Genomic DNA, 17066 nt, shown 5'->3' with positions numbered 1-17066 from the left:
TCAGTGCAGTGGATCTTGCACGGAACGTGCGCCATCATGTCGCCACCATGAACCCCGTCGTGAGCAACCTGCTGCCGCCGTCGCCCGCTCCCGCGCCGACGGCGATCGACGTCGTCCCGCTCGACCCGGCGGTCGAGGACCCGGCGCCGGTGCCCGACCTCGGCGCCGGGCGCGGACCTGAGTGGCTGGACGACTGGCTCGCGGCGAACCTGGCCCGGGTCGTGTCGTGGCGGCGCACCCTGCACGCGAACCCCGAGCCGATGCGCGAGGAGTTCCGCACCACGGCCACGATCGTCGAGGTGCTGCGCTCGCTCGGGCTGGACCCCCGCGTGCTGCCCGTCGGCACCGGCGTGATCTGCGAGGTCGGCGCCGGGCCGCGCTGCGTCGCCCTGCGCGCCGACATCGACGCCCTGGCGGTGGAGGAGACCACCGGCCTGCCCTTCGCCTCACGCGTGCCGGGCGTCTCGCACGCGTGCGGGCACGACGTGCACACCGCGATCCTGCTCGGCGCGGCGGCGGCGCTGGCGTCCGCGCCCGGGTTGCCCGGCCGGGTGCGGCTGCTGTTCCAACCGGCCGAGGAGGAGCCGGGCGGCGCGCACGACGTGATCGCGGCGGGCGGCGTCGAGGGCGTGGAGCGGATCTTCGGCCTGCACTGCGACCCCAAGGTGCTCGTCGGTCGGATCGGGACCAGGGTCGGACCCGTCACGTCGGCGTGCGACATGCTCGAACTGCGGGTCACCGCGTGCGGCGCGGGCCGGCGCAACGAGCTGAGCTCCGACGTGGTGCACGCGCTGGGCGTGGTGGCCACCGGCCTGCCCGCGATGCTCGCCCGCCGCGTCGACCCCCGCTCCGGCACGGTGCTGGCGTGGGGTCGGATGGACGCGCCCGAAACACCCGCCGGCACGCCGCGCGAAGGCGTCCTGCGCGGCACGCTGCGCACCGGCGACCCGGTGGTCAACGCCCAGCTGCCCGCCCTGGTGCAGGAGATCCTCGGCTCGCTGCTGCGCCCGACGGGCGTGCGGTTCGAGCTCGACCACGTCCGGGCCGTGCCGGTGGTGGACAACGACCCGGGCAGCACGCTCCTGCTCCAGGCCGCGATCGCCGCCGCCGTCGGCCCGCAGGCCGTCGCGCCGACCGCCCAGTCCTCCGGTGGCGAGGACTTCGGCTGGTACCTCGAACACGTGCCGGGCTCGTACGCGCGGCTGGGCGCCTGGTCGGGGGAGGGCCCGCAGGGCGACCTGCACCAGCCGACCTTCCACGCCGACGAACGCGCCCTGCCGGTCGGCGTGCGCGCGCTGGTCCACGCCGCCCTCGCCGCGCTGGCCTGACGTCACCACCGGTGGGTGAACACGTGCCACGGGCCGTCGACCGGCTCGTACACCAGCCCTTCACCGCCCACGACGCCCACCGGCGGTCGGTGCGGGCAGTGCGCGAACCCGGTCCGGTCCAGGAACCCGGCGTCCGCCACGGTGAGCAGCGTGCAGCCGCCGAGCGGGTCGGCGGACGCCGTCGCCACCTCGTACAGCCCGACCCGCCGGTCGGTCAGCCGCTGGTCCGGCGCCGCACGCACGTCCGCGACCAGCGCCTCCAACCCGGACCGGTGGACGTCGAACGCCCAGCGCTGCACCACGCCGGAGTCGATCACCACCTCCGTGGTCACCGCCAGCGCCGGCAGCACCAGGAACGGCCACAGCCGGCCGACGTGCCGCAGCCGCGGTCGCGGCAGCGCGACCACGGCCCGGACACCGACGACCAGCCACAGCAGGCCCACCACGACCCAGCACAGCAACGCGACCAGCGCCATCGTGAAGTAGCCGCCGGGCGGGCTGACCGACCACGCCGTGAGCAGCACCGGCGCCGCGGCGGCGATCACCGGCGGCCAGGGCGACCGCCACCGCGACCCGCGCTCGACCATGCGACCCCCTTCTCCGCTCAGGGGGACGTCGCGCGCGGCCGTCCGGTTCCACCCCGGACCGATCCACTCGGGGCTAGTCCAGGTAGTCCTTGAACTGCACGGTGACCGAGTGCTCGTCCGACGGCAGGTTCGGCACCGCGATCGTCCGCGACGCCCCACCGCTGCCGCGCGCGGTCTGGGTGACCAGGACCGGGTCACCGCCGCCCGGCTGGGCGGGCAGGTAGGCGTCGACACCGGTCAGGAACGGCAGCGCGGCGAACGGCGGCAGCACGACGCCCGGCGTCGAGGCCCGGTCGCAGCCGTCGTCGAACGCGAACGCGGCCAGGACCTGGCGGAGCTTGGGCGACACGGCCGGGGCGAGGACGTTCACGCCGTCGAGTTCCAGCCGGTCGCTGTCGGGCTGGTCCGACCACCACTCGCGGTTGCGGATGACGGTCAGCGCGGTGTGCGCCGGGCACCGGTCGACCTGGTCGGCGATGCCCCCCGGGCGCGACACCTGCAACCGGAGGAACCGGTCGCTGCGCTCGAACGGCTCGAAGTAGAAGTGGTGCGGCGGCTCGCCGTCGCGCAGCACCACCAGCTCGTAGTGCCGGCGGCCGTTGACCGGCAGCGGGCCGAACGCGCCGTCCGCGCCGGTCCGGACGCTGTGCCGGACCTCGCCGCGCCGCGCGCCGGTGCGGCTGTCCAGCTCCCACACCTGAACGACGCCCTCGACGCCCGCGTTCTGCGGGTAGTACGTGGCCCGGCCCGCGATCCGCACCGAGGACGGCAGTTCGGGCAGCACGCGGGTGGTCAACGCGGACCGGCCGCGCAGGAAGCGGTGCACGTGGGCGAAACCGTCGGCCGACGTGGTGGTCTCGGTGTGGCCCAGGGTGGTCAGGTGGACGTTGGTCGCGCCGCCGATGGAGCCGTTGGGCTGCAGGCTGCCCCACAGCGCCAGCGTCGGCACGCCACCGGGCGGCGTGGCGCTGGACCGGCCGTCCACGTTGACGTACCGCCGCACCGACGCGGCCCGCTCCGGCACGGCGAGGTAGGCGTGCATGACGGTGGTGCCGCGCGAGTGCGCGATGACGTCCACGGCGGACGAGCCGGTGCGGGCCCGGACGCCGGCGATGAAGACCTCCAGGTCGGCCACGGCGAGGTCGTTGGTGGGGACGCTGGTGTCGTACTCGTAGGCGTGCAGCAGCGCGTCCGGGTAGCCGTTGCCGGAGAACCGCTTGGCGTTGGACTGCCACTGCTGCGCCGAACCCTGCTGGCCGTGCACGAAGACGATCGGCGTCAGCTGTTGGGCTTGGGCGGGTGTCGCGGCGACGGTCGACACGAGCGCGACCGCCAGTGCCACGAGGAGGATCCTCATCGCTGTCCTCCGGTGCTCAGGGCGTCCGCCAGGTTCTGCCGCGCGTCGGCGGGCAGCAGGTAGCCCGCGTGCACGTTGGCCGCGTCGGTGGCGACCACACCGCGCAGGTAGTCGCCGCGGGTGGGGTAGAGGCGGGCCAGCGTCGCCGCGTCGAACGGCTCGTGCGCGCCGAACAGGCGGCAGAACGTCTCACCGGCGTTGTCGCCCGTGTTCAGCGCCCGGGGCGTGGACACCTGCGACAACCGGATGCCGCCCAGGGCCAGGCCCAGCCCGTCGCGCTTCTTGGTGACGCCGTCGGCCTCGAACTCCAGCGGCCGGGCGGTCGGCGGCGGCGTGCCGCGCTCGACCCACCGGCGCAGGTGGTCGTAGGCGGCGGCGGTGACGTGGTGCATCGGCACCCGGCTGAACGGTGGCCGGGCGCACTCGTACCGGGGCGCGCCGCCGAGGTCGCGCTCGGAGATCGGCTCGCGGTAGCGCTGGCCCTCGTAGCCGGAGTGGGCCGCGCCCGCGACCTCCCAGCGGCGGAACCGGTCGGTGTCGGCGGGACGGGTCGCCCCGCGCACGTCGGTCTCCGACTGGACCTGGAAGACGGGTTCGGCGCCGACCCTGGTCGGCGCGCTGCCGACGACGTAGCCGTAGCCGTCGAACACCGGCCGCTGCTGCGGCAGGACCCGGTCGTACAGCACGGTCATCCGGGCCGCGGACTGCGAGGCGCCGATGGCCAGCACGGTCCTGGTCCGCAGGCCGCCCAGGACCGCGCCCGACTCGACCGCCCGGCCCGCCTGGGTGAACACGTCGTAGGACAGCTCGTCGGCGGTGAACCGGCCGCCGCCGGTCACGTCCAGGTTCCCGTACCGGGCGGGGCTCCAGGCGCGGAGCTGGTCGACCCCGACCCGCTGCGCCGACACGCCGACCCAGGCGTAACCCGCCCGGACGACGGAGTCGGCGTTCCACAGCGCGTCCAGGTCGTACCCGGCGGTGACGTTCTGCCACTCGACCAGGGCGGTGCCGTTGTAGTCCCGGGCGCGCGCGGGCCGGCGCACGACCACCCTGGTCGTGTACGGGACGTCGGTGGCGACCTGCGTGCCGTCGACGGCCCAGCCGGTCGCGGCGCCGGAGAGGTGGAACTCCTGCTCGACGTAACCGGCCGCGGCGAGGTCGTCGGGCGTGGCGAAGAACGGGTAGGTGTCCTCGATCCGGTCGGCCAGCCGGTCGCCCGGCGCGGTCCCGGGCAGCGGGCCGACGACCCGAGGCGCGGGACCCTCGGCAGTGGTGGCGGAGGCGGGCGTCGGGAGCAGCAGGCCGAGCACGGCCGCGGCCAGGGCGAGGCGACGCCACGGTGAAGGGGACATACCGGCTCCCACAGCGATGGGGGATGGGATCGGCACCGACGGTAGCCAGGCGATGACAGCCCGCACCAGGACGCGCGGCGATCGTGAGACCGCCGTCGCAGCCGGGTCAGCGGTGCTGGAGCAGCACGGTCCGCGCGGCCGTCTCGGCGAGGTCCGGGTCCAGCGGCGCGCCGGTCAGCAGCTCGGCGTACAGGGTGGACTCGACGATGCGCACGTACAGGAACGCCACCTGGTCCAGCGCCGCCGTCGACCACGGCCCGCCGTCGACCTCCAGCAGGATCTCCTTCTGCGCCGACACCGCCCGCCGGTGCACGCCGCCGGAGGCGTTGAACAGCACCCTGGCCGCCGTCTCGGGCTCGCCGCGCAGGAACGCCCGGAACGGCCCGGCCGCGCGCAGGTCGCCGACGAACCGCCGGGTGACTTCCAGGACGCCCTCGACGCCGCCGTTCGTCCGCTCCTGCCTGGCCCTGGCCAGCAGGCGGTCGGCGAGCGCCCACAGCACGTCGGCGAGCAGCCCGTCCCGGCTGTGCACGACCCGGTAGAGCGTGGCCCGGCTGATGGCGAGGCTCGTCGCCAACGCCTCCATGTCGACCCGGCCGTGCCGCAGGAAGAACCGGCAGGCGCCGCGCACCACCTGGTCCCGGCTGACCACCCGCCGGGCGCCGGTCGACCCCACCGCCGCACCCCGCTTCCCGCCGGCCCGTCCGGCGCACCGGCATCATCGCGCGACCGCCGGTCGACCGCGAGACCCGTCCCGGTCGTCCTCGCGCGGGGGTCGGTTCGCGCAGGGGTCAGTTCGTGGACGAGGCCGGCTCCTGGAACAGCACCTGGGGCGCGTCGCTGGGCGGGCGCGGGGTGGTCGGCTCCTGGCGGGGCGCCCACTGCTCCAGCACCGGCTCGGGCTCGACGTCGACCGCGGTCTCCACGACCGGGACGGCGGCGGGGACCGGTGCGGCCAGCTGCTGCTGGACCTGGCCGATCCACATCAACCACATCGCCTCGTCGCGGTGCCCGCGGTACTCGGCCTTCAACCCCGCCAGCGCGCCGCGCACGCGCGCGGCGATGACGGGGTCCTCGCGCACGGCGGACCACACGCCGCGCGCGGCGGCGTCGCGGGCCTTCACCAGGAGCCGGACCTGGTCGGCCAACTCCGATGCGGGCAGGCTCGCCCACGCCGCTGCGATTCTCTGTGCCTTGGTCACGGTGCCATCCTCGCCGAGCGAACGGCACGTCGGCGCCGTGACACGATGTTATCAAGCTCTCGTTTTTCGAGGTCAGCCGCAGGGCACCCGGTCACGCTGGGCCGCCGTTCGACCACGCGGCGAGTGCGTGCCCGGTCGTGGCGCACGGGCCACCGCCGCCGACGTCCTCGGCCCGGCGCCGAACCCGCTGGTCACTCGACGTGCTGGGTGACCGTGCCGCGGACGAAGTGCCGCTGGGCGACCAGGAACAGCAGCACCATCGGCACGGTCGCGATGGCGCTCGCGGCCAGCACCAGCTCCCACTGCTGCTCGCCGCCCTCGCCGAACCGGTCCAGCACCGCCTTCAACCCGCGCGGCAACGTGTACAGCTCGGGCTCGCGCAGGTAGATCAGCGGCTTGATCAGGTCGGTCCACGCGGCCTTCAGCTCGAACACGAACACCACGATCAGACCGGGCCGCGCCAGCGGCAGCGCCATCGAGGTGAACAGCCGCCACGAGCTCGCGCCGTCGACCTTCGCCGCGTCGAACACCTCGCGCGGCAGGCCGAGGAAGAACTGGCGCAGCAGGAAGATGTAGAACGCCGAGCCGAACAGGTTCTGCGCCCACAGCGGGACCTGCGTGGTGGCCAGCCCCAGCGCGTGCCACTCCAGGTAGACCGGCACCATGGTCACCGCGGCGGGCAGCATCATCGTCGCCAGCACCACGCCGAACAGCACCCCGCGACCGGGGAAGCGGAACATCGCGAACCCGAACGCCACCAGCGCGCTCGCCGCCGTGGCCGCACCGGCCGCCGCCAGGCCGACCGCGACGCTGTTGCCGATCCACGTCAGCAGCGGCACCGCCTGCCACACCTCGACGTAGTTGCCCGGCGAGAACGGCCGGGGCAGCAGCGCGTTGTCGAACACGTGCGCCCGGTCCTTCAACGACGCGCTGACCAGCCACCAGAACGGGTAGGCGAACGCCACCGCCACGACCACCAGCGCGGCCCACGCCGCGACGCGCTTCACGACCGCTCGCCTTCGTAGTGCACGTACCGGCGCGACAGCCGCACCTGCACGACGGTGATCACGGCGATCACCGCGAACAGCAACCACGCCAACGCCGACGCGTAACCCATCCGCAGCGACCCGAACGCCTCCTGGAACAGGTGGATCACGTAGAACAGCGCCGCGTCGCCCTCGGCCGACGCCTTGGCCCGCGCGCCGAAGAACATCGCGTACGCCTCGGTGAACACCTGGAGCGACGCGATCGTGTTCACCACGACGGTGAAGTACACCGTCCCGCTGATGCCCGGCAGCGTCACGTGCCAGAACTGCCGCCACGGGCTCGCGCCGTCCAGCTGCGCCGCCTCGTACCGCTCCAGGGGCACGCGGGTCAGCGCCGCCAGGTACAGCACGGCGGTGCTGCCGACCGTCCACAGGCTCATCACCACCAGCCCCGGCTTGATCCACACCGGGTCGGTGGTCCAGTTCGGGCCCTGGAAGCCGAACCAGCCGAGGAATTCGTTCACCGCGCCGTTCTGCCCGTTGAGCAGCAGCAGGAACATCGCGGCCAGCGCGACCGGCGGCGTCATCACCGGCAGGTACAGCAGGGTGCGGAAGAACCCGCCCGCGCGCCCCGCCCGGCGCAGCAGGCTCGCCAGGCCCAGCGCCAGCACGATCTGCGACGGCACGTGCAGCGCGGTGTAGAAGACCGTGTTGTACAGCGCCGTGCCGACCCGTTCGTCGCTCAACGCCTCGCGGTAGTTCTCCAGGCCGACCACCGTCGGCGGTTTGAGCATGTCGTAGTGCGTCAGGGACAGCCACAGGCTGAACAGCATCGGCCCGGCGGTGAACGCCAGGAACCCGACCACCCAGGGCGAGAGGAACAACCACCCCGCCCGCGCCTCGCGCGCGCTCACCGTCACGGCACTACCTCCCACCCACCCGCTTGAGCGCCCGCTCGGCCTCCCGCTGCGCCTGCGCCATCGCGTCCTCCGGGCTCTGCTGCCCGACCAGCACCCGGTTCACCGCGCCCTCCCAGGCGCGCACCAGCTCGCTCGCGGCCGGGCTCGGCGGCAGCGCGAACGCCCGGTCCTGCAACGACAGCACCACCGGGACGCCCTGTTCGAGGATGCGGTTGCCGTCGGGCGCGAACACCTCGCGGAAGATCCGCTCGTCGGCGACGCGGTCGGCGGTGAACGTGCCGCCGTAGGGCCGCCCGGCCTTCGCCAGCGCGTCCCGCCGCGCGGTCGCCGCGGTGACCCACGTCTGCGTGTCGGTCATGGTGACCAGGAACCGGCAGGCCAGCTCCGGGTGCCGGGCGCCCTTCGGGATCGCCCACGCCTGCCCGCCGGACTCGGTCAGCACGTTGCCGTCGCGGTCGGTGAACGGCGCGATCGTCACGTCGGCGTCGGGGGAGTTGGTGGCCAGCGTGTTGATGTACCAGGACTCCATCGGCATCGCGGCCAGCTGGCCCGCCGCGTACTGGTTGTTCGCGCCGAACTGGTCGAACGTGTCGCGGAACGCCTTGAACGACGCCCAGCCGCCCTGCCGGGCGACCAGGTCGGCGGTCAGCCGGACGGCCTCGACCACCCGCGGGTCGTCCAGCCGGGCGTCCGGGCCGATCAGCTCGGCGCCGTTGGCCTTGGCCCACAGCGGCAGGAACTCGGGCACCTTCGGGTCGAAGCCGATGCGCTCCACCCGGCCGCCGTCGACCCGCGCCAGCCGGTCGGCCAGGCCGGGCAGCGCCGACCAGTCCGAAGTGGACAGCGCGGCCGGGTCCAGGCCGGCGGCCCGCACCACCGGGTTGTTCACGATCATCACCCGGACGCTGGAGAACTCCGGCAGCCCGTACACCTCGCCCTGGTGGGTCACCTGGCGCAGGGCGGCCTCCCGGAACCGGCCGAGGTCGACGCCGTGCTCGCGGACGCAGCCCTCCAGGCTCTGCACCGCGCCCCTGGCCGCGTAACCGCCGAGCTTGCGGCGCTCGGCGTAGACCAGGTCGGGCGGGTCGCCGGCGGCCACCGCGGACAGGAACTGCTGCTCGTCGAACGCGCCTTCGTTGATCCTCAGGTCCACGTCGGGGTTGGCGTCCCGGAAGACCGCCACGCGTGCCGTCGCGTGCTCGTCCGGCAGGCCGAAACCCATGGTGACCAGCGCGTCGGACGCGTCCGAGCCCAGGCCGCCGCACCCCGACACCACCAGTAACGCCGCCGTGCCGAGCACGAGCGCCCGCATGACCGCCACCCCCTGCCGGACGCCGTCGAGCCGGACGTCAACGGGACGGTTCCCCCTCTCCGGCGGCCCGACACCAAAGTCGCCCGGATGGCTCAACCCCGCGAGTCGAACCCCCACGTCCCGCGAGTCGAACCTCCACGACCCCCGAGTTCCACATTCGGAACGCGGAACTCAGGGTCCTGAACGTTCGACTCGGGGGTCCTGAGCGTTCGACTCGCGGGACGTGAGTGTTCGACTCGCGGGGGGTGGTGGGTAGCGTGCGTGGGCGGTCGCGTGCGCTGGTCACGCAAGAGTTGCGGAGGTTGGCCATGGGCGCCACGACATCAGCTGCCGGTCGTTGGGTGCACACCTGGGTGTCCGCGCCGCAGCAGGCCGCGCCGGCCGACCTGCCACCCGAACCGTTCACCCGGGACGGTGTCGTGCTCGCCGACGCCACGCTCCGACAGACGATCCGCGTCTCGATCGGCGGCGACCGGCTCCGGCTGCGGTTCTCCAACGCGTTCGGCGGCGCGGTGCTGCCCATCACCGCCGCCTCGGTGGCGTTCCCGGCCGGTGGTCGCGCCGGGAGCGCCGCCGTCGAGCCCGGCTCGATCCGCCCGGTCACCTTCCACGGCCGCGCGGCCGTCACCGCGCCGGTCGGCGCGCAGGTCGTCTCGGACCCGCTGGACCTCCCGGTCGAGCCCGAGGCGGACCTGGCCGTGACCGTGCACCTGGCTGACGGGCAGGCGTCCGACCTGGTCACCTCCCACCCCGGTTCGCGCACGACGTCGCACCTGCTGGCGGGCGACCACGTCGGCGCCGAGGACCTGCCGGGCTCCACGACCACCGACCACTGGTACTTCCTCAGCGGCGTCGAGGTGTGGTCACCGCCCGCCGCGGCGGCCGTCGTCGTGCTCGGCGACTCGCTGACCGACGGCCGGGGCTCCACCACCAACGGCAACGACCGCTGGCCCAACCGCCTGTCCGAACGGCTGCGGTCACGCCCGACGACCGCGGCCGTCGCCGTGCTCAACCAGGGCACCGGCGGGAACCGGGTGCTCAGCGACGGCATCGGCCCCAGCGCGCTGGCCCGGCTGGACCGGGACGTGCTGGCGCAGTCCGGCGTGGCGTGGCTGATGGTGTCCGAGGGCATCAACGACCTGTGCACCACCGACGCCACGCCCGTCGCCCAGGAGCAGGTCGTGCAGGACCTGTGCGCGGCCTACGAGCAGATCGTGGTGCGCGCCCAGGCGCACGGCATCACGGTCTACGGGGCGACGTTGACCCCACTCGGCGGCAACGAGGCTTACGACGACCCGGACGGCCACCGGGAAGCCGCGCGGCAGGCGGTCAACGACTGGATCCGGACCGCCGGACCCTTCGCCGCCGTGCTCGACTTCGACGCGGCGGTCCGCGACCCGCGTGCCCCTCGACGCCTGGTCGCGGCCTACGACGAGGGCGACCACCTGCACCTCGGCCCGGCCGGCTACCAGGCGCTGGCGGACGCCGTGCCGGTCGAGCTGTTCGAGCCGCGCCGGTAGGTTTGCGCAATTCCGTTGCGGCGCAAAACTTTCGTAGCTCTCCGTGTCGAAAGTGGACGCACGTTGCTCTGTCTTTCCCTTGCCCTGGAAGACGGACGCGACATAGGTTGGTGACGAAAGCACGTCCGGACCGGAAGGAACCGCGCATGATCGGCGTGCACCCCGCCTGGCTGCCCACGTCCGCGCTGCGAGCGGTCGGCTCACGGCGGGTCCGGGTCGTCGGTGACGGGCCGGTCGTCGCCACCGTGCGCGGCGAGGTCGAGGCGGCGGTGGCCGAGCACGGCGGCGAGTTGGCGTCGGACGGGCCGGTCGACCTGGAACTGGTCTGCGCACCGGCCGGCGCCGGGACCGGCACCGAGACCGACCCTGAAGCGTTCGTGGTGAGCCGGACCGGCGGGACCACCGCGGTCCGCGCGATCGACGGCCGCGGCCTGCTCTACGGCTTCCACCACGTGGTGCGGCGGGGCGAGGCGGGGTTCACCGGCGAGGCGGAGCCCGAGCGGCACGCGCCCCGGCAGTCGATCCGCATGCTCGACCACTGGGACAACGTGGACGCGCACCCGGTGATGGGGCACGTCGAGCGCGGCTACGCGGGCGGCTCGATCTTCTACGACCACGGCGTCGTGCGCGCCGACCTGTCCCGGGCCCGGGCGTACGCGCGGCTGCTCGGTTCGATCGGCGTCAACCGGGTCGGCCTGAACAACGTCAACGTGGACCGCCCCGGCGCCCGGCTGCTGACCGACCTGCTGCCGGACGTGGTGCGGCTGGCCGACGTCTTCCGCCCGCACGGGGTCAGGGTGCACCTGTCGGTGAGCTTCGCGTCGCCGATGACCCTCGGCGGCCTGCCGACGGCCGACCCGCTCGACCCGGCCGTGCGGGACTGGTGGGCGCGCGCCACGGCGAACGTCTACGCGGCGATCCCGGACTTCGGCGGCTACGTCGTGAAGGCCGACTCCGAGGGCCAGCCGGGGCCGTTCGCCTACGGCCGCGACCACGCCGACGGGGCGAACGCGCTGGCCCGCGCCCTCGCGCCGTTCGGCGGCACGGTGTTCTGGCGCGCGTTCGTCTACAACCACCACCAGGACTGGCGCGACCGCTCCACCGACCGGGCGCGCGCCGCCCACGACCACTTCGCCCCGCTGGACGGCGCGTTCGACCCGAACGTCGTGCTGCAGGTGAAGGCCGGTCCGGTGGACTTCCAGGTGCGCGAGCCGGTGTCGCCGGTGATCGCGGCGATGCGCCGCACCGGGCTGGCGGTCGAGTTCCAGGTGACCCAGGAGTACACCGGGCAGCAGAAGCACGTCTGCCACCTGCCACCGCAGTGGAGCGGGATGCTGGCCTTCCGGCCGTGGGGCGAGGACGGGCCGTCGGTCGCGGACGTCGCGGCCGGGCGGTCCGGCTCGCCGGCGGGCGGTGTGGTGGCGGTGTCCAACATCGGCGACGACCCGTGCTGGACCGGGCACCCGCTGGCGCAGGCCAACCTGTTCGGGTTCGGGCGGCTGGCCTGGGACGAGCGGTTGGCGCCCGAGGCGGTGCTGGACGAGTGGATCGACCTGACGTTCGCCGAACCGGCTGCCGTGCGCGAGGGCCTGCACGACGTCATGGACGGCTCGTGGCTGACCTACGAGCGCTACACCGCGCCGCTGGCCATCGGTTTCATGGTCAACCCGGGTGACCACTACGGGCCCAACGTCGACGGCTACGAGTACTCGCGGTGGGGCACCTACCACTTCGCCGACCGCGAGGGCGTCGGCGTCGACCGCACCCGCGCCACCGGCACCGGCTACACCGGCCAGTACCCGGCGCCGTGGCGGGACCGGTACGAGTCGACCGCGACGTGCCCGGACGAGCTGCTGCTGTTCTTCCACCACGTGCCCTACGACCACGTGCTGCACTCGGGGAGGACGGTCGTCCAGCACATCTACGACACGCACTTCGCCGGCTGCGAGGAGGTGGCCCGGATGGCCGACACCTGGGCGCAGCTCAAGGGCGGCGTGCCGCCGGAGGTGTTCGACCGGGTCAGCGAGCTGCTGGAGGAGCAGTCGCGGTGCGCCCGGGAGTGGCGCGACCAGGTGAACACCTACTTCTGGCGCAAGTCCGGCCTGCCCGACGCCCACGGCCGCCCGATCCACTGACCACCCGCCACCCGCCGCCCGCCGCCGTCCGCCGCCGCCCGCCGCCCGCCGCCGCCCGCCCAGGGAGACCGCCGGCCGGCGGGCGCTACCGGCAGCGGATCAGCAGCACCGCGGTCAGGGGCAGTTCCAGCTCGTCACCGACCCGCAGCTCCCGCCCGCTGAGCAGGTCCGTGCCGGTCACCGGCGCCGCCACGGTCCGGGCCGGGCCGTGGTTGAGCACGAACAGGTGCCGCGTGCCGTCGGGCGCGACGCGTTCGGCGACCTCGACGTCCGGCACGTCGCCGAGCGGCCCGACCAGGTCGTGCTCCGCCAGCACCCGCCCCACCACGGCCGCCACGCCGGCGTCGTCCAGCACCGTCGCCACGTACCAGGCACTGCCGCGTCCCCGGGCCGCTCGCGTCACCGCCGGCGTCCCGGCGTAGAAGTCCGCGCCGTAGGAGCCGACGACCTCGGCGTCGTCCGGCACGACCACCTCGAACACGTGCCGGGCCTCGTGCTCGACCCCGAACAGCGCCACCGGGTTGACCACGTCGGGCTGCTGGGCGTCGGTCTCCTCGACCCGCAACCCGAGCAGCGCCGCGAACGGACCGGGCACGTCGGCCAGGAACGCGTTGTCGTCCTCGTCCACCCGACCGGACAGCGCCGTGGTCAGGAACGCGCCGCCGCGCTCGACCAGCGCCGCCACCCGCTCGGCCAGGTCGCCCTTCACCACGTGCAGCAACGGCGCGACGACCACGTCGTACCCGGACAGGTCGGCCGTCACCGGCGCCACGTCCACCGACGCGTTCGCCTGCCACAGCGCCCGGTGGTAGGCCGTGAGCACGTCCAGGTAGCGGACGTTGCGGTTCGGCCCGTCGGACAGCTCGACCGCCCACCAGCTGTCCCAGTCGACCAGCAGCGCCACCCGCGCGGGCGTGCGGGCGCCGAGGACGGCGTCGCCGACCCGAGCGAACTCCGCGCCCAGCTCGGCGACCTCGCGGAACGTCCGGGTGTCCGTGCGGCCCGCGTGGTCGAGCACCGCGCCGTGGTACTTCTCGCACGCGCCGCGCGACTGCCGCAGCTGGAAGTACAGCACCGCGTCCGCGCCGTGCGCGACCGACTGCCACGACCACAGCCGCAGCACGCCGGGCCGCTTGACCGGGTTCACGTCCCGGCTGGCGGTGACCGACGGCGTCTGCTCCATGACCCAGAACGGCTCGCCGTCGCGCAGCCCGCGGATCAACCGGTGCGCCAACGCCATCCGGGCGGCCGTGCGCGCCGAGGACCGGTCCTCGGGCGGGTAGTTGTCCCACGACGCGAAGTCCAGGTGCGGCGCCCACCGGTGGTAGTCGATCGGCTGGTACAGGCCCATCATGTTCGTGGTCACCGGCGTGCGCGGCGAGTGCTCGCGGATCGCCGCCTTCTCGGCCACGAACCCGCCGAGCAGCGCGTCGGACGTGAACCGCTTGTAGTCCAGCGTGATGCCCTGGAACGCGGTGTGGTCGGGACCGCGCCAGTGCTCGGACAGCGCGTTCGGCGGCTGGACCTCCTCCCAGTCGGTGAACGTGTGCGACCAGAACGCGGTGTTCCACGCCGCGTTCAGCCGGTCGAGGCCGCCGTAGCGCTCACGCAGCCACTCGCGGAACGCCGCACCGCACCGCGGGCACCAGCACGCGCCGCCGTACTCGTTGCCGACGTGCCACGCCACGACCGCCGGGTCCTCCCCGTACCGCCGCGCGAGCCGACCGGCCAGCGCCACGGACAGCCGGCGGAAGTCGGGCGAGGACGGGCACGCGTTGTGCCGCTGCCCGTACACGTGCCGCCGCCCCTCGAAGTCGACCCGGCACGCCTCCGGGTACGCGCGCGCCAGCCACGGCGGCATCGCGCCGCTCGGCGTGGCCAGCACGACCCGCACGCCCTCGGCCGCCGCCCGCCGCACGATGGCGTCCAGCGTCGAGAAGTCGTAGCGGTCCTCGGCCGGCTGGAGGTGGGCCCACGCGAACACGCCGACCGTGACCGTGTCGATCCCGGCGAGCCGGAACGCGGCGTAGTCCTGGTCCCAGACCTCGCGCGGCCACTGCTCGGGGTTGTAGTCGCCGCCGTAGCCGATCTGCCCGGTCACGCGGTGAACCTCTCGGTCGCGTCGCGCAGCACCGGTTCGGCGTTGCGCAGGATGAGCAGGGTGAACGGGGAGGCGAGCAGCGCCGGCACCCAGTCGGAGGTGAGCACGACGAGCCCACCGGCCGCGATGAGCAGCGACAACGCGCCGAGCGCGCTCGCCGGTCGGGCGGCCAGGTAGTAGGACGCCAGCCGCGCGGTGTCCCGGGTGCGCAGCGAGAGCGTGGACGACAGCACGAGCGCCTGCACCGACCACACCAGCACCGCCACCGCCACCACCACGAGCACCAGGCCGTACCCGGCGGGCACACCGGCCAGCTCCAGGTTCGCCAGGCTGTAGCCGATCACGGCGAGCACCGCCAGCGCGGGCAGCCACCAGCGCAGCACGTCCAGCCAGTTGAGCCGGTAGCCGCGGCGGAAGTGCCGGGCGGGGGAGAGGTCCCGGTCGCGCAGGAACACCCGCCAGGCGAAGACGGCCGCCGACAGCGCCGGGCCGACCGGTGCGAAGCACAGCGCGAACAACGGCGCGTTGCCCGCGCTGCGGTCCAGGAACAGCAGCGCGAGCAGCCCCGGCGCGGTCGTCAGCGCCAGCATGGCCTCGATGACCAGGAACCAGTACACGACGGACGCGACGCGCGAGAGGACGCCGGGCCCGATCTCGGCCGCCGGGTCGCCGCGGCGCTCGGCCGACACGGTCACGCCCGCTCGTGACCGGCCACCAGCCGGTCGTCGGAGGCGCCGAGCAGCCGCCGGTCGTCCAGCCCGACGTGCTCCTCGGCGTGCACGGGCGTCAGCTCGACGAACGTGACCTCGTGCCGCGACAGCGGCAGGTCCAGCTCGACCCGGCCGCCGACGACCCGGGCCGACCGGTGCTCGACGGCCGGGCGGGCGCAGTCGCGCAGCACCTCGACCGTCCGCCGGTCCGGCGACCGCGGCCGGCCCAGCTCGCGCCACGCGCCGAACGCGTTGCCGTCGTGCTCGTTGACCCGCTCCCGGCGGACGAACGCGCGCGGACCGGTCATCGGCACCGACAGCCGCACCTCGTGCCGCTCGGCCGCCTCCGGCCCGTCCGTGCCGCCGACCGGCTGCCAGGCCAGCACCGTGACCCGGCCGTCGTCGTCCGCGCAGACCAGGTGGTCCTCGCCGCGGGCCAGCACGTGCGCGCCCATCCGGGCCATGAACGCGTACAGGTGGTAGGTCGGCTTCGGCAGCTGCCGGTGCGTGAGCAGGCCGAACCCGCCGTGGAACAGCGAGGTCGGCACGTTCTCCTCCTCGAAGACGTCGCAGAACGTCCAGTAGGAGTACGAGTCGACCAGGTCCGTGCCACCGGTCAGCACCGGCGCCAGGTAGGCGGCGTGGTAGGCGGTGTCGTGGATCGGGTTGTCCGGCCGGTACGAGCTGTTGTACTCGGTGATGTGCACCGGCAGCCCGGCCAGCGCGGTGCCCGCCAGGTGCCTGCGCGGCGCGTCGAACTGGTCCAGCAGCGCGCCCGGCGCGGTGAGCGCCTGGTAGGTGCCGAACGGCACGTGCTGCGCCGGGCCGGACGAGTAGGCGTGCCTGCTGACGAAGTCGACCGGCACGTCGCGGTCGGTGACGAAGTCCGCGAACGGCGCCCACCACTCGTCCGATCCGGGGGAGATGGCCGGACCGCCGACCTGGAGCCCGGCGTCGACGTCCTTGACCGTCCGCGCGGTGACCTCGTAGAGCCGGAAGTACGCCTCCTGGTCGGCGTCCTTCCAGAAGTTGACCAGGTTCGGCTCGTTCCACACCTCGATCGGCCAGGTGCGCACCTCGTCCGCGCCGTAGCGCTGGACCAGGTGCCGCAGGACGGCGCGGACCAGCGCGGCCCACTCGTCCCAGTCCTTCGGCGGGGTGATGTTGCCCCGCCACCAGAACACCGTGTCGTCGCCGGAGGCCAGCGCGGTCGGCATGAAGCCCAGTTCCAGGAACGGCCGGATGCCCAGCTCCAGGAACCGGTCGAAGACCTGGTCCACGTAGGTGAACGAGTAGCGGGTCACGCCGTCGCCGGACCGGCGGTGCACGCCCATGTCGTCCGACAGCAGCCCGTGGCCGCGGATGTGGCGGAAACCGATGTCGCGCTGCACCCGGGCCAGGGACTCCTGGTAGTCGGCGCGCAGCGCGAGGTTGAGCCTGCCGGTGCCAACGCAGTGGCGCCACGACTCGGACAGGCGGCCGATCGGCTCGCCGGGGACGGTGGTGCGGTTCACAACCCCTCCTGAACCGAACGGCCCGCCGCCCGCGGAGCGGCG

General features: G+C 74.0%; 14 protein-coding genes. 3 read left to right on the top strand and 11 right to left on the bottom strand.

Annotation, left to right across the window (positions count from 1 at the left end; translation table 11 throughout):
• The first annotated feature begins 47 nt into the window (after window positions 1-47).
• Window positions 48-1328 carry an amidohydrolase gene (locus tag AB0F89_RS27270; protein ID WP_367128464.1) on the top strand — a complete coding sequence of 427 codons (1281 nt, stop codon included), beginning with the start codon at window positions 48-50 and terminating at the stop codon, window positions 1326-1328.
• Between the two features lie 2 nt (window positions 1329-1330).
• On the opposite strand, the gene AB0F89_RS27265 is transcribed toward AB0F89_RS27270, so the two are convergent.
• The 8 genes from AB0F89_RS27265 to AB0F89_RS27230 form a co-directional block, all read right to left on the bottom strand.
• A complete protein-coding gene (locus AB0F89_RS27265; protein WP_367128463.1) occupies window positions 1331-1915 on the bottom strand; it encodes a hypothetical protein in 585 nt (194 codons plus the stop codon).
• A 73-nt stretch (window positions 1916-1988) separates the two neighbouring features.
• On the bottom strand, window positions 1989-3272 hold the full coding sequence (locus AB0F89_RS27260; protein ID WP_367128462.1) for a hypothetical protein: 1284 nt from the start codon (window positions 3270-3272) through the stop codon (window positions 1989-1991).
• The gene (locus tag AB0F89_RS27255) at window positions 3269-4624 is read right to left on the bottom strand and encodes an alpha/beta hydrolase domain-containing protein (RefSeq protein ID WP_367128461.1); all 1356 of its coding nucleotides are present in this window, start codon (window positions 4622-4624) and stop codon (window positions 3269-3271) included. The genes AB0F89_RS27260 and AB0F89_RS27255 overlap by 4 nt, the downstream gene beginning before the upstream one ends.
• 106 nt (window positions 4625-4730) lie before the next feature.
• On the bottom strand, window positions 4731-5300 hold the full coding sequence (locus tag AB0F89_RS27250; protein ID WP_367128460.1) for a QsdR family transcriptional regulator: 570 nt from the start codon (window positions 5298-5300) through the stop codon (window positions 4731-4733).
• Between the two features lie 115 nt (window positions 5301-5415).
• Window positions 5416-5826: a hypothetical protein gene (locus tag AB0F89_RS27245; RefSeq protein WP_367128459.1), complete on the bottom strand. Its 411-nt coding sequence runs from the start codon at window positions 5824-5826 to the stop codon at window positions 5416-5418.
• A gap of 191 nt (window positions 5827-6017) precedes the next feature.
• Window positions 6018-6833 (bottom strand): carbohydrate ABC transporter permease, encoded by an 816-nt coding sequence (locus AB0F89_RS27240; protein WP_367128458.1) that lies wholly within the window; start codon window positions 6831-6833, stop codon window positions 6018-6020.
• The gene (locus AB0F89_RS27235) at window positions 6830-7732 is read right to left on the bottom strand and encodes a carbohydrate ABC transporter permease (RefSeq protein WP_367128457.1); all 903 of its coding nucleotides are present in this window, start codon (window positions 7730-7732) and stop codon (window positions 6830-6832) included. The genes AB0F89_RS27240 and AB0F89_RS27235 overlap by 4 nt, the downstream gene beginning before the upstream one ends.
• A gap of 4 nt (window positions 7733-7736) precedes the next feature.
• Complete coding sequence (locus tag AB0F89_RS27230) at window positions 7737-9044, bottom strand: ABC transporter substrate-binding protein (RefSeq protein WP_367128456.1); 1308 nt, start codon at window positions 9042-9044, stop codon at window positions 7737-7739.
• Window positions 9045-9352: 308 nt separating this feature from the next.
• Between AB0F89_RS27230 and AB0F89_RS27225 the strand changes: the two genes are divergently transcribed.
• Together AB0F89_RS27225 and AB0F89_RS27220 are read left to right on the top strand one after the other, a co-directional pair.
• Entirely contained in the window at window positions 9353-10564 is a 1212-nt protein-coding gene (locus AB0F89_RS27225) for an SGNH/GDSL hydrolase family protein (protein WP_367128455.1), read from the top strand.
• Between the two features lie 146 nt (window positions 10565-10710).
• Window positions 10711-12699 carry an alpha-glucuronidase gene (locus AB0F89_RS27220; RefSeq protein ID WP_367128454.1) on the top strand — a complete coding sequence of 663 codons (1989 nt, stop codon included), beginning with the start codon at window positions 10711-10713 and terminating at the stop codon, window positions 12697-12699.
• An 85-nt stretch (window positions 12700-12784) separates the two neighbouring features.
• On the opposite strand, the gene AB0F89_RS27215 is transcribed toward AB0F89_RS27220, so the two are convergent.
• The 3 genes from AB0F89_RS27215 to AB0F89_RS27205 are packed head-to-tail and all read right to left on the bottom strand — an operon-like array spanning window position 12785 to window position 17024.
• A complete protein-coding gene (locus tag AB0F89_RS27215) occupies window positions 12785-14800 on the bottom strand; it encodes a beta-galactosidase (RefSeq protein ID WP_367128453.1) in 2016 nt (671 codons plus the stop codon).
• Window positions 14797-15495, bottom strand: coding sequence for a glycosyl transferase (locus tag AB0F89_RS27210; protein ID WP_367128452.1), 699 nt, complete (start codon window positions 15493-15495; stop codon window positions 14797-14799). Before AB0F89_RS27210 ends, AB0F89_RS27215 begins: the two co-directional genes overlap by 4 nt.
• Complete coding sequence (locus AB0F89_RS27205) at window positions 15492-17024, bottom strand: xylan 1,4-beta-xylosidase (RefSeq protein ID WP_367128451.1); 1533 nt, start codon at window positions 17022-17024, stop codon at window positions 15492-15494. The genes AB0F89_RS27210 and AB0F89_RS27205 overlap by 4 nt, the downstream gene beginning before the upstream one ends.
• Between the last annotated feature and the right edge of the window lie 42 nt (window positions 17025-17066).

It is taken from the genome of Saccharothrix sp. HUAS TT1, from assembly GCF_040744945.1.
Lineage (GTDB): Bacteria > Actinomycetota > Actinomycetes > Mycobacteriales > Pseudonocardiaceae > Actinosynnema.
This window is presented reverse-complemented; position numbering and strand designations above follow the sequence as displayed.